The organism is Geobacter sp. AOG2 (genome assembly GCF_019972295.1).
In the GTDB taxonomy this organism is placed as follows: Bacteria; Desulfobacterota; Desulfuromonadia; order Geobacterales; family Pseudopelobacteraceae; genus Oryzomonas.
On sequence record NZ_BLJA01000001.1, the window covers coordinates 3,871,264 to 3,894,042 of the forward strand.

Sequence of the window (22,779 nt, forward strand, 5' to 3'; positions counted from 1 at the left end):
CCACTGGTTCTCGCTGAAAATTTGAAGTTCGTAGGCCTGAGCCTAACAAATTCTTCCAACGACGTTGGGTAAATAGGATACATATGAAAAATGCACTCATTATCTTACTTTTCACACTTTTGATCGCTGGATGTGCAAATCCGATTAACCGTGCAACATCCGACAATTACGCAGAAATATGCCATATAGCGATGAGTGAGGGCCAATTGGATGACGCGGAACAAGCTTGTTATCGAGCCCTTGTAAATGTTGACTGGGGTGATCTTGGACAGGAGCTGAAATCTCAAAGGCTTTACAATCTGGCTCTCATAAAACGGAGGCTGGCCAAGTTCCAAGAAGCTGAGGACTTGTTGAATCAATCGTTAACAATAGAAGAGAGGTTTTCGCAGCCATCAAGCTTGAGGATTGGCCGGCGAGAGGTAGAACTCTCAGTAAATCTTGCAGCACAAGGGAAATGGACGGATGGTTCTCGCTTACTTGAGCGAGTTCTGCCAATAGCCAAGCAGTTTGAGGGACAGGACCGTACCTGGACGTCCGAAGTTTTGCGTCAATACGCAGATCAGTTGCGTAAAACAAATCAACATGATCTGGCTTCAACCTTCGAGAAGAAGGCATCTGAGCTATAGGCTGAGAGGACTTGTAACCCAACCGCTGGAACAGAATAAGGCGGCAATCACCAAACAAGCCACAGAAACGTCGCCAAATCCCCTGTTCTCATATTTGCCCCCCCGTGGTAGAGTAATACTGTCCGGGAACGCAGGGGAATGTTGGGGGAGGGCAGTATGAAACGGAATATGTTTGCCACCGCGAGACGTTATGAAGGGGTGAAGGACCCGGAAGCCGCTGCGAAGAAGGTGGATGAGGTGTTTGTGCCGCTCATATCCTCTTTGCCGGGGTTCGTCGAATATTTCTGGATCGATCTGGGAGATGGCGCAATGATGTCCCTTACCATCTTCAAATCGCTTTCCGAGGCGATAAACGCGAACGAGAAAGCAAGGCTCTGGGTGAAGGACCGCCTGGGTTCGGTGCTTGGGCCCTCGGTCCGCATTGAGGCGGGCACCATAGTCGCCTATAAGGGAAAGTAGGAAACGGAAGAATTGTGGGACGCCACGCCGGTTGATCCATGCCGCGGGAAAGCAGGCATGATGCCCCGGTAATTCGGCTTCCCTATCCCGCCTGCGTCTACCATCGCCTGACGATATCCACCGAGATCTCCACCGCCGGAACCGTTCCCCTGTTCTCCAGCCAGTGCATGGTGTTCCGGTCCTCGGGCCAGCCCGCCCCCGGCCCGTAGTCCGTGGCGACCCCATCCCGGTGCGCGGTGATCGTTCCCTGCACGACATAGGCGGTGCCCGGCAGGTCCTTATTGTCGTGCACCGGGCCGAAGATGCCGCCGGGTTCTATGGTCACCATGCGCATCCGCAGTTGGCGCCCCGCCATGCCCTCGACCTCGGGGCCAAGGTGGACCGTTGTCAGTAACTTCACCGTAACGCCTTTCGTCTCGGGTGCCGCCTGCCCGCTATCCATAGTGTCGCCTCCTTTTCCACAGTAAAAAGTCCAGGGGTCAGGTCTGCAAATTTCAAAAATGTTCACTGGTTCTCGCAGAAAATTTGAAATTTGCAGGTCTGATCCCAACAGATTGATCTTGAGTCTCCAGAAAAGGTGTATCGCAATGAACATGCCGAAGGGAACAAATAGTAACCTCGGATGCAAGAATCTGATTATACAGGGATAAATGGATAAAATGGGGGTGTGGCGAGGGGGAAGCCGTCAGCGCTATCCATCATATGTGGCATAGCCACCATATATGGCGGGCCGCGACAGGGGAATTACCGGCCGGAAGAGATACAGGCGGGAATATGAGGACACGCTGCTTATTAAGGAGCCAACATGCCGGAGCCGATAAAGCGGCAGTCACCAAACAGGCGGCAACGGCGCCACTAAGGGGCCTCTCCCCGTAGCGGTCTGAAAGCCAATGTGTTTTGGTCAATACATATGCGGATGTGTGTTCATTTTACCTTATGAAACACATCGACGGCAATGAGCGTTACCGGCTCTTTTCCATCGTTACGGTGCCAATGTATCGTATCCTTGTCTGCGGAAGAGGTGTCGCCAGGGTGAAAGACCTTTACGGTGCCGTCTTCGGAAGTTACCGTGTCTTCGCCATGCAGGAAATAAACAACGGCCGGCCGGTCTTTGTGACTATGAATCCCAATGTATCCGCCTGGTTCTATCGTCAGAGTCCGCATGCGCAACTGGCGGCCGTTCATACCTTCAATTTCCGGTCCCAGATCGACTGCCTGTTTTACTTCCGCTTTAAAATCCTTATTGCCCCTGGGAGCCGTTTCCTGGGAATTGGCTGCCGGGTATCCGCAGAAAAGCAACAAGCCCACAGATACCATGAACGAGTAAAACAAGTTACGTGCTTTCATCACCTTCACATCCTTTCGGCTGTAAAAGTGAAACTAGCCGGCACACATAAAGTAAAAGCCAGATTAGGGACTGAGAGCATATCTCCCTGAACTTAGATTCCCAAATCGGGAACATATGGCTAGTCACTTTATAACAGCTAATATTCAGCTTACTTTTTTTAAATATATCATAACTCAAGTAGCGTAGGAAGAACAGAGGGACACCACGCCGGTTGATCCATGCCGCCGGAAAAACAGGCATGATGCCCCGGTAATTCGGCTTCCCCATCCCGCCTGCGCCTACCATCGCCTGACGATATCCACCGAGATCTCCACCGCCGGAACCGTTCCCCGGTTCTCCAGCCAGTGCAGGGTGTTCCGGTCCTCGGGCCAGCCCACCCCCGGCCCGTAGTCCGTGGCGACCCCATCCCGGTGGTCGGTGATCGTTCCCTGCAGGATATAGACGGTGCCCGGCCGGTCCTTGTGGTCGTGCACCGGGCCGAAGACGCCGCCGGGTTCGATGGTCACCATGCGCATCCGCAGTTGGCGCCCCTCCATGCCCTCGATCTCGGGGCCGAGGTCGACCGTTGACAGTAACTTTACCGTAACGCCTTTCGTTTCGAGTGCCGCCTGCCCGCTATCCATAGCGTCGCCTCCTTGTGCCGTTCGACTCCTTTCCCACAGTGTACCGCAAATCGTCCCGCATGCCCACACCCGCCCGGCGCCCGGAACGGGGGGGACCAGATGCCTTTGGGGCCGGGCCTGCCTTCCCCCCCGAAGGGAAAGATGCCGGCGCGGCCCCTGTGCGGTTCTTGCTGCTGCGGTTATTTGCCGCAGTTGCCCGTAAAATGCATCGCCTGTTTCGTTTCGAGCAGGGTCTTCAGGCTGCTCAGCACCATCGGCCAGCCGTTGCTGATGTCCTTGAACACCGTGGTGTTTTCCGGGAACTCGTCGTGGGTGACCGTGAGCTTCACGAGGTTCGGATCGGGCTCGAAGCGCTCCAGAAGAAACGTGACCCGCGAGGGTTTTTCGGCCCGCGCCTGCTCGGTCCCCTGGTAGCTCCAGGTGTAGGAGAGCACCTGGGGCTTTTCGGCGGCGAGGATGGCGCCGCTGAGGACGCTGCTGCCGTCCGGCTTGATGAAGCGGACGGAAGAGCCGGTTTTCCAGTCGGATTCCACCGTGAGTCCCATCCAGTATTCGCGGGTGAATTCCGAGCTGGTCAGGGCCTCCCAGAGCTCCTCGGGGGTCGTTCTGATATAGCTCACGTACAGAAATATCGGGCTGTTCATGGTAATGCTCCTTTCTCTGCTTCAAGGTTCCGCTTCAAAGAGTCCAGGGCCTGCACCCGGTGCCGCTGGAATTTATCCACCCAGCGGCCATAGGTCTCCTGGATCGGGGCCGGGTTCAGGAAGTGGAACTTCTCCCGCCCCTCCCACTTCACGGTGACGAGGTTCGCATCCTCCAGGATCGCCAGGTGTTTCATCACCGCCTGCCTGCTCGTGCTCAGATGCTCGCACAACTCTCCGAGCGTCTGGCCGTTCCGCTCGCACAGGGCGTCCAGCAGTTTCCTGCGGCTCTGGTGCGCAAGCGCTTTGAAGAGGGTATCCGTGTCCATGACTTCATTATATGTAACCACATGGTTACATGTCAAGAGCGGCGTGCCGCACGGCGGCAGGCGGGGTCTTGGGGAATGACGCGGCACGTGTCCGAGCCCCGGCCGATCCGTGGTTTTTTGTGCCGGGCCGGTTCGATGGGGCGCAGCGGGAATGGGTCATAATGATACAGTCGGCGGCCCCCGGAGGTGTTCCGTGGTTTTTTTGCGTGTGATAACGGCCGGTTCGGTGAAGACGGCTGAAATGGTCTTTTTATGGTAATTTTTTTAACATTTCCGGGATTGTGTTAAATATTTTAACATATTGATTTTGTTGTTGAAGTTTGCGGCTGTACGGGTAAGATGGGAAGGGGTTACTAAACTGATTTTATAAAGAACAAAGGGATGCCGGGGATAGTAATCTGCTTGAGTTTCATGTCCCGTCCCCCGATTGGCCTCCGGACCCCGGATTCGGCGAGGCCGCCCGCATAAACTGGAGGTGCCATGGAAATGCCGGAGATCGACGCAAGCCGGGAGCAGCCGGAGGACGAAACGCAATTCATCGCTTGGAAGCACGAGTACAGCGTCGGCGTCAAAAAGCTCGACAAGCAGCACATGAAGATCATCAACATCCTCAACGACATCCACAACTACCGGAAGGAAAAGGCCGGCCCGCTCGATCTGGAAAACATCCTGAACGATCTGCTGTTGTACACCAGGACCCATTTCGCCGACGAGGAGGGGCTTCTCCGCCTTGTGGGCTATCCCAAGTTTACCGAGCACCAGGAAGTCCATTACGGGATGGCGCAAAAGACGCAGGCCATCTGCGAGGCCGGTCTCGATGATCGCGACGACCTCTCCCTGGAGTTGCTGACCTTTTTGCGAAACTGGTGGGTGGACCATCTGGAGAACGAGGACCGGCGCTACGTGCCGTACCTGGCCCTGTTCATGGCGGACCGGGACTGACGCGGGGCAGGGTCCCGGAAAAAAACAATTGACATGATATGGTAGTCATATGGCAACCTGTAATCATGCCTACCGTAAAAACGATACAACTCCCCGGCCCGATCCGGGTTGCCGTGGTCATCGAGCAGGGCAGGATCAAACCGGTCTGGTTCGAGCAGACCGACCGGCTGAGCCGCGAACGGATCTTCATCAAAGAGGTCTGCTCCCTGTGGGACCACATGGAGGGTGCGGCCAAGGTCATCAGCTTCGCCGTGTGGGACGGGGCCAACAAATACGTCCTGGCCCTCAATACGAAAGCGTTCACCTGGACCCTGGAGGTTGCGGAGATCTGTTAGGGCGGGTGGGTCAAAACGATACAAAAAAGGCCTCCGGAGGCGATCCGGGGGCCTTTTTTCTTGCAATATCGGCAGGTTCGGGGAGGACGGGAAAATGTTAAAAAAATTAACATTTCCGGGACGGCGTTAATATTTTTAACACGTTGATTTTACAATTGAAATTTGCGATTTCAGGGAGTAGAAGGGGGGATGGGATGGAGAAGGTTGGCGGGGCGTTTTTGGGGTAAGGCTTGCGGGCTGAGAATTAAGTATACGGTCCCCGGATTAATTCTCTCGTCAAGGCAATCGTTGGATTATGTCTCCGGCGTACCCCGGTGCCCGCAAAATATACCGGACAATCGTGAAAGAATATGGTAAATCCAATGGATTCGGTGCTCATTAATTGCACCATTCATCTGCCAAAGAACGAGAGGGAGCCCACATGGTAAAGGATGATCCGGCACACGACAGCATCGATTCAACCTTCAACAGCAGCGTGAATCGGCGGGAGTTCATCAAGGTTTCCGCCGGCGCGCTTGCATGCGCTTCCATCAGTCCGGTGCTGTTTGGCTGCGGTACGAGTGGCGGGTCTCAGGTTGCGGGGTACCCGATCAGTTCCACCGCCTACACGACGCTTCAGAAAACGATTGTGCCCGGTACGACCACCGGAGCGCTCGCACCCCCGTACCTGAACCAGATTTCGCTTTACGACCAGAATGGCTATGGCGAGTGGTCGTATGGAGCCCCTCTCCCCAGCGAGAAGCGCACCGACATCATGCCGCCGGCCTATCAGGCCCCGGCAATCAACAACCCGGCAAAGCTTTTGCGATTCTTCGCCATGACGGATGTCCACATCACGGACAAGGAATCGCCTTCCCAGTTGATCTACATGCAGCCGCTGGACAAATACGGCGTCGAAGCCGGCGTCACGTCGGTCTATTCGCCGACGATGATGTACACGACCCAGATGCTTGATGCCGTCATCCAGACGGTAAATGCCCTCCATAAACAGGACCCGATCGATTTCGGCATCTCCCTCGGCGACAGTTGCAACAGTACCCAGTACAATGAGTTGCGGTGGTACATTGACGTCATCGACGGCAAGGTCATCGACCCCAGCTCCGGCGCCCATGCCGGTACCGGCACCATTGACTACCAGAAGCCGTTCAAAGCAGCGGGGCTCGACCCGTCGATCCCCTGGTATCAGGCCAGGGGCAATCACGACAGTTTCTGGCTCGGCTCGGTCCCCCCCGATGTCCAAGACGGCAATGGCCGCAGCCTGCGCGGCTCCTGCGCGAGTGATGAAGTTCTCGCCATAGTCGACCTTCTCGCCAGCCCCAACAATATCTACAATACCTCGTGGCCCCAGTATTACATGGGGGTCATCGACGGTTCGACGCCAAACGGCAACATCATCAAGTATGGCGCCGTCTCCGGCTTAAGCAGCCCCCCCAAGGTCGTTGCCGACCCGGACCGCCGATCGCTCGCTTCCGCCGAGTGGGTCAGGGAATTCTTCAATACGTCCACCCGCCCGGCGGGGCACGGTTTCAATCTGGTCCCGGCCGGCCAGGAGGCCGGTTTCGCCTGCTACAGCTTCGTCCCGAAATCCGACATCCCGATCAAGGTCATTGTCCTGGACAATACCCAGCGGGAGGACGACGGTTCGATAAGCATCCACGGGCACGGCTTCCTCGACCAGGCGCGCTGGGACTGGCTCAAGGCCGAGCTTGCCGCTGGAGATGCCACCGCCACCGACGCCGGCCAGTTGATGATCATTGCAGCCCATATACCCATCAGCGTCCAGAAAGCAGGCACCTGGATGGAGTGGTTCGACAATACGGCCGCTCCCGCTTCTCCCGCCAGCCCGTCCCCAATGGCCAACGCCGTGACGCTGGCGGACTTGCTCGCGGAACTCCATAGCCACCCGAACCTCCTGATGTGGATCGCCGGGCATCGCCATGTCAATGCCGTGAAAGCGTTTGCGTCACCCGACCCGAGCGCCCCCGAGAACGGATTCTGGCAGGTCGAGACCTCATCGCTCCACGATTTCCCGCAGCAGTTCCGCACATTCGACATCAACCTCAACAGCGACTACTCCGTTTCGATCGTCACGACCAACGTGGACCCGGCGGTCAAGGACGGAACGCCGGCCGCGAAGTCGCTGAAATATGCCGTCGCGGCGCAGCAGATAGTCAAGTCGGCGGGCATCTACCAAGCCGATGTGTCCACCAACTGCCTGGTGGACCCGGTCACCCAGGCTTCAACGGGCGTGGTCGATCCAAGCATCCGCCCGATGCCGACCGGTTCGTACAATGCGGAACTGTTCAAGCAGCTTAGCCCGGCCATGACAGCCGCATTGCAGAAACAATTTCCCGCCTAGTGGACTGTCCGGTTAATCCGTTGTCGTAATTCCGGCTCTTTTGCCTGCCGCCTGCGTCGCCGCGCCTTGGCATCAGGCAGAATAGCCGGGAATTATTTCCGACAACTGACCGGACGGCACACGAGGAGACGTTTATTCCACCTTGGGGAAAATGATTTATTCGCTTCGGCACTGCGGCAATCCGCTATGGAGGGGAGTATGAAGCTATCGTTGGGCAGAGCTGCGAAAAACCTGGTATTGTCTATTGCGGCGTTATGCGCCGGATGCGGTTCCTCCCCGCCGGCGTCGAATCCGTCCCCGTTACTCGCAAGCGACGTCAACCTGGTATTCGTCGTCAGCGAAGATCTGGATCATTCCGGGCAGGGCGATGTCAACCCGGTCACCGCAACCCTGACCAATCAAGGATTGCAGCGGTCGCTGGCCATGGGTGCCTTTTTGCGGAACTCGGTTTTGGGAGGAAACAACGTCACGGCGATTTATGCTCTCGAACCGACGACTCACCTGCAAACCGCAAACCATTACCCGGACCTGAATGCGCTCATGTCCGTGCAACAGTTCGCGCTTCTTAACCAAATCACGCTGTCGAGCGACCTTGCGGGCGGTTCTCCGTATACCGGCCAGAACTACCCGATTAACGTCTCGTACGCTTCCGGCGCCGTGCCGGACGGCGTTGCGGTACCGGCCCAGTTTTACCCGACGTGCCAGGGTCTTGATTATAACGATACCAACGGAAACAACGAGGCGCTGGTCAACGGCATCATCGGCGCGGGGACCCCTGGATTCTACGTTTTTGCCGCGCCCTGGAAGACCGTCAGCAGCTTGCTTGCGAAGCTGAATACGGATCACAACTATAATTTGTCCGTTCCGGCCGGCTATGTAAGCCCAAACCATGTTTATGCGCTTTCAATCGCGCCCGCTACGGGAACGCCGCGCCTTGCCACCTACGACAGCCGGATTATGCCGTCACCCGCGTACCCGAAATTGGAGCCGTCGGCGTTCGTGAGCGCGGCATGCTCAACACCGTCGCCGGCCGCCATAACCATAACGGGCGGCGTTGGCGGGGCCGTGGTCCCGGCGAATATCAACAAGAATGAGACGATCTATCTTGTGCGGCACGCCGAAGCGCATCCTCACGGGTATTGGTCCGACAACAATTATGTGGGCGCCGGCCAATGGCGGGCCTTGGATCTCCCGTCTGCGCTACTTGGCAAGATCGCTCCCGATCAGGTGTGGTCGGTGGACCCCGCCCAGTCGAGTGTCGGCACGGTGAGCGCCACGGGCCTGTCCCAGTGGTCGAGCGTCGCGCCCGCCCTGACGGTGCAGCCGTATGCGATCGCGAACGGCCTCCCGTTCAATCTGGTATCGTCTATCGATACCGGTTTATCGTCGGCGCCGGCGAACATCAGTGATTATTTTTTCACGGGCGGCACGTTCTCCAACCACAAGCTGCTCGTCGGATGGATGTACACGCAGAACCCATTGATAGTTAATGCGCTGCTCTCAAGTTATTTTCCGAACGGCGGCGCACCGACCGCTCCGGGGTGGTCTCCTTTTGACTACGACTCCCTGTGGGTTATCACGATAGATGCTGCCGGAAACCTGACGGCAGATTTTTCGCAATGCGAAGGTATCAGTTCTTCCGCTTTGCCGGAGATGCCGCCGGCGTTCTGACGTTCTCCGCAACAAGGCTCGCGCCTGGCACGGGATTGCGCTTCTTTGGCGGAAGCCCCTGCGCCCCGGTTGCGGAATGAAAGCGGAAACGACTGAACGGAGATCCCGACGGATATCCCCACTCGAAGCACATGAGCAGTACGGGCCCGGCGCCCTGGAGGTTGCATGAAGCGTGCAGGCCGCGCACTTGTCGTTGTCGTGTCGTTTTTGGCCATGGGTGGCATTGCCCGCGCCGGGGACGCTCTTTCCCATGACGCCACCGTCGCTTTGATCGCCCGGACCATGGCGGCTAATACCTCCGTCGCCCGGCAGGAACGCTATGCCTCCATAAAAATCGACGCATGCGTGATGGACTACCGGGTCCTGGGGACGTTCCCGGTCGGCACCCCGTACGACATACGGTTCAGCGGGATCGACTTCGCGAGCCTGAATCCCCGCCTGTCGGAAACCGGCCACGATTACACCGCGTTCGTCATATTGAACTTCACCGCACCGGCCATATACCGGATCAACGGGACCGACACCCCCATCCATTCCGTCGTGATCAATACCTTCGACGATGCAAGCGCAACCGTATTGTTCAAGGCCTTTGTGCACCTGGGGGAACTCTGCGGGGCGAAAAAACTTCCGTAGACGGTCCCGGCCGTGCAGCGCCGAAAGCCGGGCCGGGCCTTCGGGAAGGCACCCCAATCGGACCAATAAGACTCAAATTCCCTAATTCCGTAATTGACAAACTATTTTTTGATGATAGGGTTTAAAAAAACTAATCTCGCGGTGTCCAATCTCCCGCCCCTTGGGGCGATCCAAACTATCGACCAGGGTTACAGATACCCCGCTGGGTGCGGCGGGGTGATTCATTCATTACAGGAGGCGAACATGAGTCTGTCGAAAATGTTGAAGGCGGCATCTTTTCTTGTCGCGGTGACCTCATTGGGGGCGTTGTCCGGGTGTGCCCATTACGAAGTGAACACCGGCCGGGGTAATGTTCCGGGCCGCTATATCCGCGCCGAGATGCAGGAAGCGGATCGGGCCGTGGAGGCCGCGCGGCAGGCCGGAAAGGACAAGACCTGCCCCGCTGAATTCAAGGCTGCCGAGGATGCCAGGAACAAGGCCTATGATGTTTTCAGGGCATGTCACACCGAGGAGGGCGTGGCGCTGGCAAAAGAGGCAACGGCGAAAGCCAACGCCCTGTGTCCTCCCCAGGCGGTCAAGGAAATGCCCGCACCGGTTATCCCGGCTCCGGCTCCCGCCCCGGCCCCGGCGCCTCCTGCTCCTTCGAGCCGGTTGACCATAGCCCCCGATTCGGTGATGAAGGGCCAGCCGGCAACGCTCGCATGGACATCGAAGAACGCGGATAAATGCGCCATCCAGCCGGATGTGGGCCCGGTGGCCCCCGAGGGTTCCCAGGCGATAACGCCTCAGGACACGACCACCTATACCCTGACCTGCAACGGCGAGGGCGGTGCGGCTGAGAGCACGGCCCATGTTGCCGTGATCGTCCCCGCTCCCGTACCGGTCCCGGCCAAGCTGTGCAGCCCCACGGTCATCGATATCAAGTTCGATACGGGCAAAGCAGACATCAAACCCCGGTATCATGAAGAACTGAAAAAACTGGCCGATTTCCTCAAGGAGTTCCCCGAGGCCAGGGGCGTTATCGAGGGCTATACCGACAACGTCGGCGGGCGGGAAATGAACATTAAGCTCTCCCAGCGCCGCGCCGACAGCGTTCGCACGTATCTCATCAAGCATTTCGGGATAGCTTCGGAGCGCATCGGCGCCAAGGGTTTCGGTCCCGACAGGCCGGTTGCGGACAACAAGACCGCCGCGGGCAAACAGCAAAACCGCCGCATCGAGTCCAATTTCACCTGCGCAGGCAAGTAAATCGCGAGTCTGCGGCATGACTGATCCGCGGACGCTTTTGTGAATAATCGAGGGGCACCATACCTGGCGACGCATGCAGTCGGAAAATCAGGTATGGATGCCCCTTTCATTATGTTCCCGTATCGGCCTTCACGAGATACGGGTAGTCCCCTGGCGGCATCCCCGCGGTTCGCGGTGGAACCGGGGGGGGCACTTTCTCTTCCCGTGGCCGGATGAAGTGCGGCTCGCTAATATTTTGTGAAAAGCTGGATGACATTGACAGGGCAGTTCCTGTCGGCCTTTGTTTCGCAGTGCAGGTAAGAAATCCCTATCACCGCGGCGATCAGTGCTATGATCACATAAAGAGAAATCCGGGATAACGGCATGGTGTCCCTCCCACAAGATTCCCCGTGCGGACCCTGTTCGGCTCCGGGCAAACCGAACCGCCCGCCCGCTCCGTTGCGCTGTACTCTCCCCGGTCTACCCGCCGACCGTGGCTTAACCGGCCATTCACACCATAGACATCTTAATTATACCACCATTTGTGCGGTTTGCCCGGACCGGCGAATCGTCGATCCGCTTTTTTATCCGCCATTATAAGACGTTACAAATTGAATTATGCCAATATTTGCATTTTTCGTCCGTTCGGGCGATACTTGTACCAAAGCCCCTCTGTACGGGCTTTCCCTGTGATATGCCTCTCGGGAGCGAAGATGATCCGGCTGATGACGTACATAGCCATTGCGGCCTCGTTCATCCTGGGTATCGGGTCCGGGGCGGCGTCCGCCGCCGCAAAGCCGGTTATCCCCGAGGGGTGCCGCGAGGTGGTCTATTCGACCAATCCCCAGTACCCCCCCTATGACTGGGGAATCCCCGGCGGGTTCGACGGGGCGAGCATCGAACTGCTCAGGATGGCCATGCCGCCGGGACTGCCCCTGAGACCGGCGGTCTACCCCTGGAAGCGCGTCCTGTATCTGGCCAAACAGGGGGAGATAGACCTGGTGGTCAGCCTGCGGATCACCCCCGAACGGTCCCGCTACCTCGTGTTCGCCCCCCACCGGGCCTTCCCGAACCCCATCGTCGTCTTTGCGCGCAAGGACCGGAAGTTCCCTTATGCCTCCCGGCACGACCTGAAAGGGCTGCGGGGGGGCATCAGCGCGGGCGATACGTTCGGCGGCGGTTTCGACGAGTATTGGCGTGCATCCCTGACCGTGGAGGAAGCCCCCACCATGCGTGAAAATTTCCAAAAACTGGACAGCGGGCGGATCGATTATTTCGTCACCAGCCGTTATGCCGGGGAGGCGTATCTGGCAAAGTTCCCGCCGGCGCATGTGATCGTCCCCCTGTCCCCGGCCATATCGTCGTTCGATATCCATTTCGGTTTCAGCAAGCGCTCCGCCTGCGCACCGCTTGCGGAGTACGTGAGCCGGCGGCTTGCGGAACTCGATGGCGCGGGAACGCCCGAAAGGCTCCTGCAAAAGTATTTGCAACGTTATCGCGGCTCGGCGCCGGATGTTCCCGGACATCCGGCCATGCCTGGAGGGAAGTGATGCCCCCCTTGAAGCGTTCCCTGACGGTCCAGGTGATCGCCGCGCTGGTGGTGAGCACGACCTTCATCCTGTCGGTCTATGCGGTCGTGCGTTCCCATCTGCACCGCAGCCAGGAGACGGCGGCGCTCGACGCCCGGCTCGCCGTGACGGCGGAGCAGCTTCAGACCGCGGCGGCCTCGGCCTTGTGGAATTTCGACCTGAACCAGCTCGACCGGGTGCTGGACGGGGGGATGAAGGACACGACGCTGACCGGGATCGTGGTGAAATCGGGCGGCAAGGTGTACGCCAGGACGCGGAACGACGACTGGGAGCCGGTTTCCCGCGAGCCTGCCGCAAACACGGCCGGGCACATCTCCCATACCGAGGATATCGTCTATGCCGGGCATGCCCTGGGGACCATGACCCTCTCTGCCACCACCCGGTTCATGAACGACAGGCTTAAAAGCGACAATTATGCTCTGGCCGCCAACATCCTGCTGATGGACCTGGTCCTGATCGCCTCCCTGTACCTGCTCCTGAACCGGATCATTCTCAGGCCGCTGAGAACCCTGGAAACCTGCGCCGTCTCCGTGTGTAACGGCGATAAGGAGGGGGCCGACCTGGGCCGTTTCTCCTTTAGCGGGGAGATGGAGGTGCTCCGTTCGTCCATGGAAAACATGGTCACGCTGCTGGAAAGCCGCTATGCCGAGCTTCAGCAGGAGGCCCGGCGTTTCAGCGAGAGCGAGAACCGCTTTCGCAGCCTGATGGATACCATCCCCGATCTGATCTGGCTGAAGGATGCCGACGGCGTGTACCTCTCCTGCAACCGGCCCTTCGAACGCCTCTACGGCGCCAGGGAGGCGGATATTGTCGGCAAGACCGACTACGACTTCGTGGACAAGGAGCTGGCCGACTTCTTCCGCGAGCACGACCGCAAGGCCGCGGCGGCGGGCGGTCCCAGCAGCAACGAGGAATGGGTCACGTTTGCCGACACCGGGCAGAGAGCCCTGCTGTACACCACGAAGATCCCCATGTACGACGATGGGGGCGTTTTGATCGGCATCCTGGGGGTCGGCCGGGATATCGGCGAGATCAGGCGGGGCGAGGAGGAGCGGGCCAAGCTGGAGGGCCAGCTCCACCAGGCCCAGCGGATCGAATCGGTGGGGCGCCTGGCGGGCGGCGTGGCCCATGATTTCAATAACATGCTGAGCGTCATTTTGGGCTATACCAGCCTCGCCCTCAGGGAAGTGGACCCGGACCGGCCGCTCCACGCCAAGCTGGAGGAGATCTGCAAGGCGGCGGAACATTCCGCCGACCTGACCCGGCAGCTTCTGGCCTTTGCCCGCAAACAGACCATATGCCCGAAGGTGGTGGACCTGAACGAAACCGTGGGCGGGATGCTCAACATGCTGCAACGGCTGATCGGCGAGGAGATCCAGCTCACCTGGCGGCCCGCGGCGGATCTCCGGCCCGTCAAGGCCGATCCGTCCCAGATCGATCAAATCCTGGCCAACCTGTGCGTCAATGCCCGCGATTCCATCTCCGGCATGGGCACGATCGACATCGCAACGAAAAACTGCGTCATCGACGAACACTACTGCGCCCATAACCCGGACGCAGCCCCCGGCGAGTATGTAGCCATCACCGTGCTCGACAGCGGCTGCGGCATGGACAAAGAGACCCTGGAGCACATCTTCGAACCGTTCTTCACAACCAAGGGGGTGGGGGAGGGGACCGGCCTCGGCCTGGCCACGGTGTACGGCGCCGTGAAGCAAAACGGCGGGTTCGTCACGGTCTACAGCGAACCGGGCATGGGAACGAAGTTCACGATCCATCTCCCCCGGCATGTGGGGGAAGCCGGGCAAGCCCCGCAGGATGCGGTGGAAGCGGAGTTGCCGGGCGGCCGGGAGACCATTTTGCTGGTGGAGGACGAACCGGCCATCCTGGAGATGGCCGCCATGATACTCTCCAGCCTGGGCTATACGGTGCTCCAGGCGAATCTGCCGGGCGAGGCCATCCGGGTCGCCGGGGAGAGCGGGGGGGAGATCCACCTGCTCATGACCGATGTGGTCATGCCGGAGATGAACGGCCGGGATCTGGCGCAGAGCCTTCAGACCCTGCACCCGCACCTCAGGTGCCTGTTCACGTCCGGCTATACCGCCGACGTGATCGCCCCCCACGGCGTGCTGGACCCCGGTGTCCATTTCATCCAGAAGCCGTTCACGCTGTCCGACCTGGCCGTAAAGGTGCGGGAAGCGCTGGACGGGTAGGCAAGCCCCGGTCTCTTTCCGGGGGAACGGGCGAAAACGATATGATCGGAGGTTCCCGGAGGCGTTCCGGGGGCCTTTTTTTGTGTGAAAACGGCAGGGGGACAGCCAGCAGGCATATCAGGGGCGATACCACAAATCTTTTGGATTGGGGCGGGGGCGGTGGATGGGGCCGTTTTGTGTCGAAACGACACAACCCGTGCGTTCCGGTTGTCTATTGCCGTGTGATAACGCGGCCTTTTGGGAAGCGGGCCGGAATAGTCCTTTTATGTTACTTTTTTTAACATTTTTAAAAGAGTGTTAATATTTTTAACATTTTGAAATTGCTGTTGAAATGTGTGTTTACAAGGCGTAGAAGGTTGTTCGTGCCTTGCGGTGTCATTGACTTGCAAGGGGGGATTGTTGTTGCGCGGGGGGCCCGGACGGAGGGAGTCGGGGCCGCCCGCCGCCTTTCCCCGACATGAGCGTCCGGCGGTGCACCCGAACCGGTCGAGCCCTGTGAAAAAGGAGCCCCCATGCGCTGCCCGAGCTGTGGTTACCTGCGGAAGCCGGAGGATCTGGCCCCGGAATGGCAATGTCCCGCCTGCCAGGTGGTGTATGAGAAGGCGGCGCTCAAGAAGGCGTTCGAGCCGGCGAACCGGGGGGCGTTTACCTCTTCCGCCCGAGCCGTCGATCCGCCGCGGGAGGCCGGGTCGTGGTGGGGCCTCAAGGTCGTGATCGTGGTGGCGCTCCTGGGTGGGCTCTCGTATTTCGGCTACGCCTTTTTCAACAACGCCGCCGTCACCAGCGAGACCGCCAACGGCATGGTGGCGGCCAGCCCCGTGGCGGCGCCGGACAAGACGGTGCTCCTCTATTCCCGCGCCGGGTGCGGTTATTGCGACAAGGCCCGGGAGTTCCTCCAGCGGCACGGGATCGACTTCGAGGAGATCGACGTCATCACCAGCGAGCGGGGGAAAGATGATTTCCAGAAACTGGGCGCGGCGGGCACGCCGATCCTGGTGGTGGCGGACAGCAAGGTGGTGGGGTACGACGAGGCGGTGCTGACGGAGGTGCTCAAGTCCAAGGGGCTGTGGAAGTGACGGAGGGGGTCAACTCCGCAGCACCGCGTCGATCTTTCTGGCCAGGTCTTTCACGGTGAAGGGCTTCTGGATGAAGTTGATCCCCTCGTCCAGCACCCCGTGGTGGACGATGGCGTTGTCGGTGTAGCCGGACATGTACAGGACCTTCAGGCCGTTATGGGTTTCCAGGAGCGTGCGGTACAGTTCCGGGCCGTTCATGCCGGGCATGACCACGTCGGTCAGGAGCAGGTCCACCGGCCGGCCGGCGCTCAGGGCCAGCGCCTGCCGGGGGCCTTCCGCGACGATCACCTGGCAGCCGCAGGTGTTCAGCAGGTCGCACACCAGTTGCCGGACCATGTCGTTGTCCTCCACCAGAAGGATGGCGTGGTCGCCGGCATGCACCATCCCGAAGTCGGCGGCGGGTGTTTCCTCCTCCGCCGGCGCCCCGTCGGCCAGGGGGAAGTAGATCTTGAAAACCGTGCCGCGGCCGACCTCGCTGTAGACCCAGATGTGCCCCTCATGCTGCCTGACCAGGCCGTACACCGTGGCCAGCCCCAGGCCCGTGCCCTTGCCCACGGGCTTGGTGGTGAAGAACGGCTCGAACAGGTGGTCGAGGGTTTCCGGGGACATGCCGCTGCCGGTGTCGGTAACGGCGAGCATCAGGTACCGGCCCGGCGTCACGCCGGCATGCAGGCGGGCATAGTCGTCGTCCAGGGTCACCGGCGCGGTCTCGATGGCGATGGAACCCTTGTCGTCCATGGCGTCCTGGGCGTTGATCGCCAGGTTCATGATGATCTGCTCCACCTGGTTGTGGTCGGCGCGGATGCCGTACTCCCCCTCGGCCAGATGCAGGTGGATGGCGATGTTTTCCCGGATGGTCCGGCGCAGGATGTCGTGGAAGGCGCGGATGACCTTGTTCAGGTCCAGGATCTTCATCTCCAGGACCTGCTTGCGGCCGAAGCTCAAGAGTTGCTGGGTGAGCATCCTGGCCTTGTCGGCTGCCTGGATGATGCCCTCCAGCCGTTCGGCGTCGCGGGTGCCGTCCGGCACGCGGTTTCTGACCATCTCGGCGTAGACCAGGATGGGCGTCAGCAGGTTGTTGAAGTCGTGGGCGATGCCGCCGGCCAGACGGCCGATGGATTCGATCTTCTGGGACTGGCCCAGTTGCGTCATGAGGGTCTGCCGCTCGGCCTCGGCCGCCTTGCGCTCCGAGATGTCGCGTATGATGGCGCAGTTGTATTCCCTGCCGTCGATCTCCAGGTAATTCGCCGAGACCTCCACCGGGAACTCATGGCCGTCCCGCCGCCGGTTCACGGTCTCGAAATGAAGGTGTCCCTCCCGCTTCAACTCCTCCCAGTGGGCCGGCCACGCCTCGGACGGGAACCGGGGGGCCACATCCCACACCGACAGGGCGAGCATCTCTTCGCGGCTGTACCCGTGCATCCTGCAGGCGGCGTCGTTGACGTAGAGATACGTGCCGTCCCGGGAGAGCCAGTCCACCGCGTCCTGCATCCGGTCCATGATGACGGCCGCCCTCTTCAGATCGGCCTCCGCCTGCCTGCGCAGGGCGATCTCCCCGGTGAGCCGGGCGTTGCCGGCCTCCAGCTCGGCGGTGCGCTTGTGCACCGTCTCCTCCAGGCATTCCTGATGGTGGAGCAACTCGGCCTGGGTTTCCGCTTCGCGCCTGCGGTTGCGGTACATCAGCCGGGCCGTCATCAGCGTCCCCGCGGCAAAGACCGCCACCAGAAAGGTTATGGCCTTGGCCTCGGCGCGCCAGGGGGCCATGAATACGTCGGGGGCGCGCCCCACGTTGACGTACAGGGGATAGTTGTCCACCTTGCGGTAGGAGAAGATCCGCGCCGTGGTGTCGATGCTGCCGTGGCTCAGATAGGTTGCGGAGGTGCGTCCCGCCCGGACCAGCGCCCGCATCTGCGGGGATACGGTATTGCTGCCGATGCTGTGCGACTCCGGGTAGCGTGCGATGACGGTCAGCTCGGCGTCGCGCAGGGTGATGACGCCGTCTTTCCCCAGGTCGAAGGAGGAAAAGATCTTCTGGAGGTAATCTATGGAGATGGCGGCATAGACGACGCCGGCAAAGCTGCCGTCCGGGTTGTCGATGCGCCGGACGATCTCGAAGACCCATTTTTTGGACACCAGGCCGAACAGCGGCTTGGTCAGGACATAGTCGGACCGGGGATGGTCCCTGAGGTATATGAAGTAGTCGCGGGTGGCCATGCTGCGGCGCAATTCGGGTATCACGCCGTCGCCATAGACGATCTCCCCGCGGGCGTTGGCGACCCTCAGGCCGTCCAACTCGAACAGGCGTTCCTTGTGGCGGAGGATGTAGGCGTTCAGGGAGCGGCCGTCGATGCCCCCCTGCCGGAGCTGCCGCTCCGCTTCCTGGGACACCGAGAAGATGGCCAGATTGGCCCGGTCCACGAGATTGTCGAGGGTGATGCTGAGGGATTGGGCAAGGTTCTGGATCTGGGTGGTGGCGCGGTTTTCGTACTGCTGCCGGCTCCGTTGGAGGTGAAATCCCGCCAGTCCGGCAACCATCAGGTTGATGGCCAGCACCCCGGCCGCAAGCCTGGCGATGAAGTCGCGGCGGTTGAAAGGCATGGCTTTTGTCGTGGCGGTTGTCTCGGCCATATCCTCTGATCGCCTCCAGGGAAAAGGTCAACGGGTATGGCGGGGCAAGGTCCCCCCACCGCCCCGTTCGGGGCACAAGGCTTGTAAACAAGACAGTCAATAGCATAATTCCGCCGCCGGTTAAAGACAATTTAATGGGGAGCGCCACGGCCGGGCAAGGCGGAAACGGCCTGACGGGGGAGGTGCCGGGTTCCGCGGGCGCCGTTATCGGCGGCAAAATGACAATAAACGGGGAAATGGCGCGTGGGGAGCATGCGGGCGGCCCGCCTGTCTTGCAAAACCCGCCGGATCGGTGCAAGATGACGGGGCGGGAAAGAATTCATGTCATTTCCCGCATAACATGGTATGATATGCGCACTATTACAGGCGGGGAGAAGGCATCCGATGCGTACATGGATTTCATTGCTGCTGGCAGGTATGTTTCTGGTTCTGGCGGGGTGCGAGAAGGGCGGCGGCAGCCTGGAGCAAAAGCTGCGCGGCGAATGGAAGGAAGACGGCGAGAGTTTTTACGTCACCTTCTCGGAGAACCATGTGGGGATCGTCGATTTCAGAAACAAGAAACAGCCCTTTGCCTGGGTCGTCCTGGCGGACGGCAGGGTTCAGGTCACCGACCCCGACCGCAAGGTCTTCTACCTGAAACTCACCAACAACAAGCTGCGCATCGAAGGCACCAAGAGCGTGCTGAGCAAGCTGAAATAGGGAACGGACCCCGACGGCCCCCAGCCCCCTCGTACTCAAGGGGTTGGGGGCCGTCCCCCCCGTTCCTTCCCCGATCCGCCGCCATATCCCCTTGCACGTCCCCGCATTTTTATCCGAAACCTCTCGCAAATACTTCTCAGACCCGCCGAATATGTGTACAATAGAAATTTAAGCACGATTCATTATAGCAGGATAATGGAAACAGCCTCTTCGGGAGCGGGCGACATGAGACTCGGTATGCAAAAGAGGTTTGCGCTGACCTTCAGCGCTTTTCTGATCGTCGTCTTTGCGCTCATCGTGTGGGGTTTCCTCTCCTATTCGGTCCGTCTGACCCGCGACAACATCCAGAAACAGCAGTTCGCCATGACCGAGCTGATCGCCCGCAGCATCGACGACAAGCTGGGGACCTACCTGGCAACCATCGCCATGATATCTGCGGAGGCCGACCCCCGCATTCTCAACGACCCGGAAAAGGCCCGGACCTTCCTGGAAAATCACCGCGCCCTGCTCGGCATCTTCGACAACGGCATCTACCTGTTCGGCACCGACTACACCTTAAAGGCCGAGGTACCCGTCTTCGAGGAACGGCGGGAGACCAGGGCGGTGCGGTTGCGGGCGTTCCTGGAAAGCGTGAAAAAAAACAATTTCCCCGACATCTCCAATCCCTATCTCTCTCCCAAGACCGGAACCCCGGCCATCGCCATGGCCTCCCCGGTCTGCGGCCCCGACGACGTGCCGCGGGGCTTCCTGGTGGGGAGCATCAACCTGAACGAGGATTACTTCGTCGAAGAGCTCATGGGCTACAAGATCGGCAAGACCGGCTACCTGTACCTGTTCAACACCGACCGCACCATGATCATCCACCCGGACAAGAAACGCATCATGAAGCGGGACGTCCCGCCGGGCGCCAACAAACTCTACGACCAGGCCATCCGGGGGTTCGAGGGGAGCGGCGAGACCATCAACTCGCGGGGGGTTCCCCAGATCGTCTCGTTCAAGCGCCTGAGGACCGTGGACTGGATCCTGGCCAGCGCCTATCCCCAGGCCGAAGCCTACGCCCCCATCAGGCACCTGCGTTCCTACCTGCTCGGCGCCGCAGCCCTGGTCACCCTCTTCTCCATCGTCCTGGTGTGGCTGTTGACCGGAAGAGTCACCGCCGGCCTCGCCAGCTTCACCGACCAGGTCCGCCGCATCAGGGAACACCCCGAGGAGGGGCACGAGATCCGCATCGAGGGGAGCGGCGAGGTGAACCTTCTGGCCAGCGCCTTCAACGGCCTCATGGGGGAGCTGGACGAGACCCACCAGCAGCTTGAGGAGTTGACGCGCACCGACCACCTGACCGGGCTCTTCAACCGGCGCCACCTGGAACTGGAAGGGCCGCGGCTCTTGACCCTGGCCGAACGGGAAAACGGCGCAAGCGCCCTTTTGATGGTGGACGTGGACCGCTTCAAGCAGGTCAACGACAGCTACGGCCACGAGGCCGGGGATGCGGTCCTGGTCCATATCGGCGTGGTCCTGCGGAAAGCGGTGCGCCCCTACGACCTGGTGGTGCGTTACGGCGGCGAGGAATTCCTGGTGCTTTTGCCCCTGATCACGACGGAAGAGGCACTGGAAGCGGCGGAGCGCATCAGGCGCACCATCCAGGACACCCCCGTCTGCGCGGCCGGCGACGTCCTGTCCGTAACCACCGTCAGCATCGGGGTCTATGTTGCCGAAAATATTGGCGACCTTCAGGACGCCGTGGCCCGCGCCGACGAGGCGCTCTACGAAGCCAAGAAGGGCGGCCGCAACCGGGTCTGCCTGGCGCCGCCGGCGGAGCCGGCTCCCGGCGCCCCCCCCGGCCTCCGGGGATGAGGCATAATGACAGCGGTTGCCGACGGGCCGGTTTTTTTATCCTTGCGGAGAGAGCGGCAAAAAAATCACATATCGATTTTATCGTTGAAAATTGAGTATACGATTGATAAAACAGCTATAGATATTTTTAATTATTCCTCTGGAACCGTCGCCGCCGCCGGTTTCCGGTAAAGCAATCGATTCCGCTTGCGCAACACGGCGCTCCCTGCGCCGGCTGCGCCGTTACGGCGGCACCTGGGGCGCGCGCCGCACAGCGTTTCCCTTGAACGGAGATACGACACAATGGAATATATGATCGGCAGACAGGCCATCGTGAGCAGGACGGAGGAGGTCGTGGCCTACGAACTCCTGTTCAGGACGACCCAATCCCCGGCCTGGGCCGATGTGCAGGACGACGTCCAGGCAACGTCCAACACGATCATGCACGCCCTTTCCGGCTTCGGCACCAAATCCGTCATGGGGCGGCACCGGGGCTTCGTCAACGTGGACGCGGAACTGCTCATGAGCGACGCCCTGGAGATCCTGCCCCCCTCCCTGTTCGGGCTGGAACTGCTGGAAACCATGGACATCACCCCCCAGGTGATCGACCGCTGCCGCGAGCTCAAGGCCAAGGGATATGTTCTGGCCCTGGACGACCACACCTACGATCCCCGCTTCAACGAGCTGTACGACGGCGTGGTGAGCGTCGTAAAGATCGACATGCTGGAGACGGACCTGAACGCCCTGCCGGCCGCGATGGAGCGCCTCCGGGAGTATCCCGTGAAGCTCCTGGCGGAAAAGGTGGACACCACGGAACGCTATCAGGAGTGCCAGCGCCTGGGGTTCGACCTGTTCCAGGGGTATGTCTTCTCCCAGCCGTCGGTCATGAAGAAACGGCGCTGGGACGGCTCGGCCTCCGTCATCTTCAAGCTGATGCAGCAGCTTACCGACGACGCCGATCTGGACGAGGTGGAGCGGACCATCAAGGAAAGCCCGCCCCTGGTCTACAAACTCCTGGTCCTGGTCAACTCCATCTCCATGGGGCTGCGGTCCAAGATCTCCAGCCTCCGCCACGCCATCGTGATGATCGGGCTGCGGCAGCTCAGGCGCTGGGTCCAACTGGCGGTCTTCGCCACGGACGAGGATACCTGCCTGAACGACCCGGTTATGGACCTGGCCGCGGTGCGGGCGGTGTTCCTGGAAGAGCTGGTGAAGCTGACCCCCCTGGTGCGCAAGGACCGCCATGCCCCGGACGAGGGATACATGATCGGCATCCTGTCCATCCTCACCAAGGTGTTCGACATCTCCATGGAGGAGATCCTGGGGAACCTGCACCTGCCCGACGAGGCCATCGACGCCCTGTTGCGCCGGGAAGGGGATTACGGCCGCCTGCTCAGCCTGGTGGAACTGGTGGAAAACCTGGAGTTCGAGGAGGCCGCCGAACGCCTGGAAGCGCTCGAGATACCGCTTCTGTCGGTGCTGGACTGCCAGAAGAAGGCCTATAGCTGGCGTTTCGGGGTGTAAGGGCAGAGGAGGGCGGCCGCAAGTACC

The 22,779-nt window shown here is 60.2% G+C and carries 20 protein-coding genes; 14 read left to right on the forward strand and 6 right to left on the reverse strand.

Features of this window, described 5'->3' with window-relative positions; genetic code table 11:
• Positions 1–83: 83 nt before the first annotated feature.
• Positions 84–626, forward strand: coding sequence for a tetratricopeptide repeat protein (locus LDN12_RS17605; RefSeq protein WP_223923954.1), 543 nt, complete (start codon positions 84–86; stop codon positions 624–626).
• 156 nt (positions 627–782) lie between these two features.
• A complete protein-coding gene (locus LDN12_RS17610; RefSeq protein WP_223923955.1) occupies positions 783–1,085 on the forward strand; it encodes a hypothetical protein in 303 nt (100 codons plus the stop codon).
• A 97-nt stretch (positions 1,086–1,182) separates the two neighbouring features.
• Here LDN12_RS17610 and LDN12_RS17615 read toward each other — a convergent pair whose 3' ends face one another.
• The 5 genes from LDN12_RS17615 to LDN12_RS17635 form a co-directional block, all read right to left on the reverse strand.
• Positions 1,183–1,527 (reverse strand): cupin domain-containing protein, encoded by a 345-nt coding sequence (locus LDN12_RS17615; protein ID WP_223923956.1) that lies wholly within the window; start codon positions 1,525–1,527, stop codon positions 1,183–1,185.
• 482 nt (positions 1,528–2,009) lie between these two features.
• The gene (locus LDN12_RS17620; RefSeq protein WP_223923957.1) at positions 2,010–2,432 is read right to left on the reverse strand and encodes a cupin domain-containing protein; all 423 of its coding nucleotides are present in this window, start codon (positions 2,430–2,432) and stop codon (positions 2,010–2,012) included.
• A 279-nt stretch (positions 2,433–2,711) separates the two neighbouring features.
• The gene (locus LDN12_RS17625; protein ID WP_223923958.1) at positions 2,712–3,056 is read right to left on the reverse strand and encodes a cupin domain-containing protein; all 345 of its coding nucleotides are present in this window, start codon (positions 3,054–3,056) and stop codon (positions 2,712–2,714) included.
• A gap of 179 nt (positions 3,057–3,235) precedes the next feature.
• Positions 3,236–3,700 (reverse strand): SRPBCC family protein, encoded by a 465-nt coding sequence (locus LDN12_RS17630; protein ID WP_223923959.1) that lies wholly within the window; start codon positions 3,698–3,700, stop codon positions 3,236–3,238.
• Entirely contained in the window at positions 3,697–4,026 is a 330-nt protein-coding gene (locus tag LDN12_RS17635; protein WP_223923960.1) for a helix-turn-helix transcriptional regulator, read from the reverse strand. The genes LDN12_RS17630 and LDN12_RS17635 overlap by 4 nt, the downstream gene beginning before the upstream one ends.
• 480 nt (positions 4,027–4,506) lie before the next feature.
• Here LDN12_RS17635 and LDN12_RS17640 point away from each other — a divergent pair, with 480 nt between their 5' ends.
• The 9 genes from LDN12_RS17640 to LDN12_RS17680 all read left to right on the forward strand — a co-directional run bounded on the left by LDN12_RS17640 (position 4,507) and on the right by LDN12_RS17680 (position 16,068).
• Positions 4,507–4,968, forward strand: coding sequence for a bacteriohemerythrin (locus LDN12_RS17640; RefSeq protein WP_223923961.1), 462 nt, complete (start codon positions 4,507–4,509; stop codon positions 4,966–4,968).
• 65 nt (positions 4,969–5,033) lie between these two features.
• Positions 5,034–5,303 carry a hypothetical protein gene (locus LDN12_RS17645; RefSeq protein ID WP_223923962.1) on the forward strand — a complete coding sequence of 90 codons (270 nt, stop codon included), beginning with the start codon at positions 5,034–5,036 and terminating at the stop codon, positions 5,301–5,303.
• Positions 5,304–5,724: 421 nt separating this feature from the next.
• A complete protein-coding gene (locus LDN12_RS17650; RefSeq protein ID WP_223923963.1) occupies positions 5,725–7,662 on the forward strand; it encodes a TIGR03768 family metallophosphoesterase in 1,938 nt (645 codons plus the stop codon).
• 198 nt (positions 7,663–7,860) lie between these two features.
• Positions 7,861–9,333, forward strand: coding sequence for a hypothetical protein (locus tag LDN12_RS17655; protein WP_223923964.1), 1,473 nt, complete (start codon positions 7,861–7,863; stop codon positions 9,331–9,333).
• Positions 9,334–9,498: 165 nt separating this feature from the next.
• Positions 9,499–9,966: a hypothetical protein gene (locus LDN12_RS17660; protein WP_223923965.1), complete on the forward strand. Its 468-nt coding sequence runs from the start codon at positions 9,499–9,501 to the stop codon at positions 9,964–9,966.
• A 243-nt stretch (positions 9,967–10,209) separates the two neighbouring features.
• Positions 10,210–11,214 (forward strand): OmpA family protein, encoded by a 1,005-nt coding sequence (locus LDN12_RS17665; protein ID WP_223923966.1) that lies wholly within the window; start codon positions 10,210–10,212, stop codon positions 11,212–11,214.
• 692 nt (positions 11,215–11,906) lie between these two features.
• Positions 11,907–12,743 (forward strand): ABC transporter substrate-binding protein, encoded by an 837-nt coding sequence (locus LDN12_RS17670; protein WP_223923967.1) that lies wholly within the window; start codon positions 11,907–11,909, stop codon positions 12,741–12,743.
• Positions 12,743–14,992: a PAS domain-containing sensor histidine kinase gene (locus LDN12_RS17675; protein WP_223923968.1), complete on the forward strand. Its 2,250-nt coding sequence runs from the start codon at positions 12,743–12,745 to the stop codon at positions 14,990–14,992. Before LDN12_RS17670 ends, LDN12_RS17675 begins: the two co-directional genes overlap by 1 nt.
• A gap of 512 nt (positions 14,993–15,504) precedes the next feature.
• Positions 15,505–16,068, forward strand: coding sequence for a glutaredoxin domain-containing protein (locus LDN12_RS17680; protein WP_223923969.1), 564 nt, complete (start codon positions 15,505–15,507; stop codon positions 16,066–16,068).
• Between the two features lie 9 nt (positions 16,069–16,077).
• Here the strand turns inward: LDN12_RS17680 and LDN12_RS17685 are convergent, their stop codons facing one another.
• On the reverse strand, positions 16,078–18,696 hold the full coding sequence (locus LDN12_RS17685) for a hybrid sensor histidine kinase/response regulator (RefSeq protein WP_223923970.1): 2,619 nt from the start codon (positions 18,694–18,696) through the stop codon (positions 16,078–16,080).
• Between the two features lie 384 nt (positions 18,697–19,080).
• Between LDN12_RS17685 and LDN12_RS17690 the strand changes: the two genes are divergently transcribed.
• The 3 genes from LDN12_RS17690 to LDN12_RS17700 all read left to right on the forward strand — a co-directional run bounded on the left by LDN12_RS17690 (position 19,081) and on the right by LDN12_RS17700 (position 22,752).
• A complete protein-coding gene (locus tag LDN12_RS17690; protein WP_223923971.1) occupies positions 19,081–19,395 on the forward strand; it encodes a hypothetical protein in 315 nt (104 codons plus the stop codon).
• 237 nt (positions 19,396–19,632) lie between these two features.
• Positions 19,633–21,249, forward strand: coding sequence for a sensor domain-containing diguanylate cyclase (locus tag LDN12_RS17695; protein WP_223923972.1), 1,617 nt, complete (start codon positions 19,633–19,635; stop codon positions 21,247–21,249).
• 282 nt (positions 21,250–21,531) lie between these two features.
• Entirely contained in the window at positions 21,532–22,752 is a 1,221-nt protein-coding gene (locus tag LDN12_RS17700) for an EAL and HDOD domain-containing protein (protein WP_223923973.1), read from the forward strand.
• The last annotated feature ends 27 nt before the right edge of the window (positions 22,753–22,779 follow it).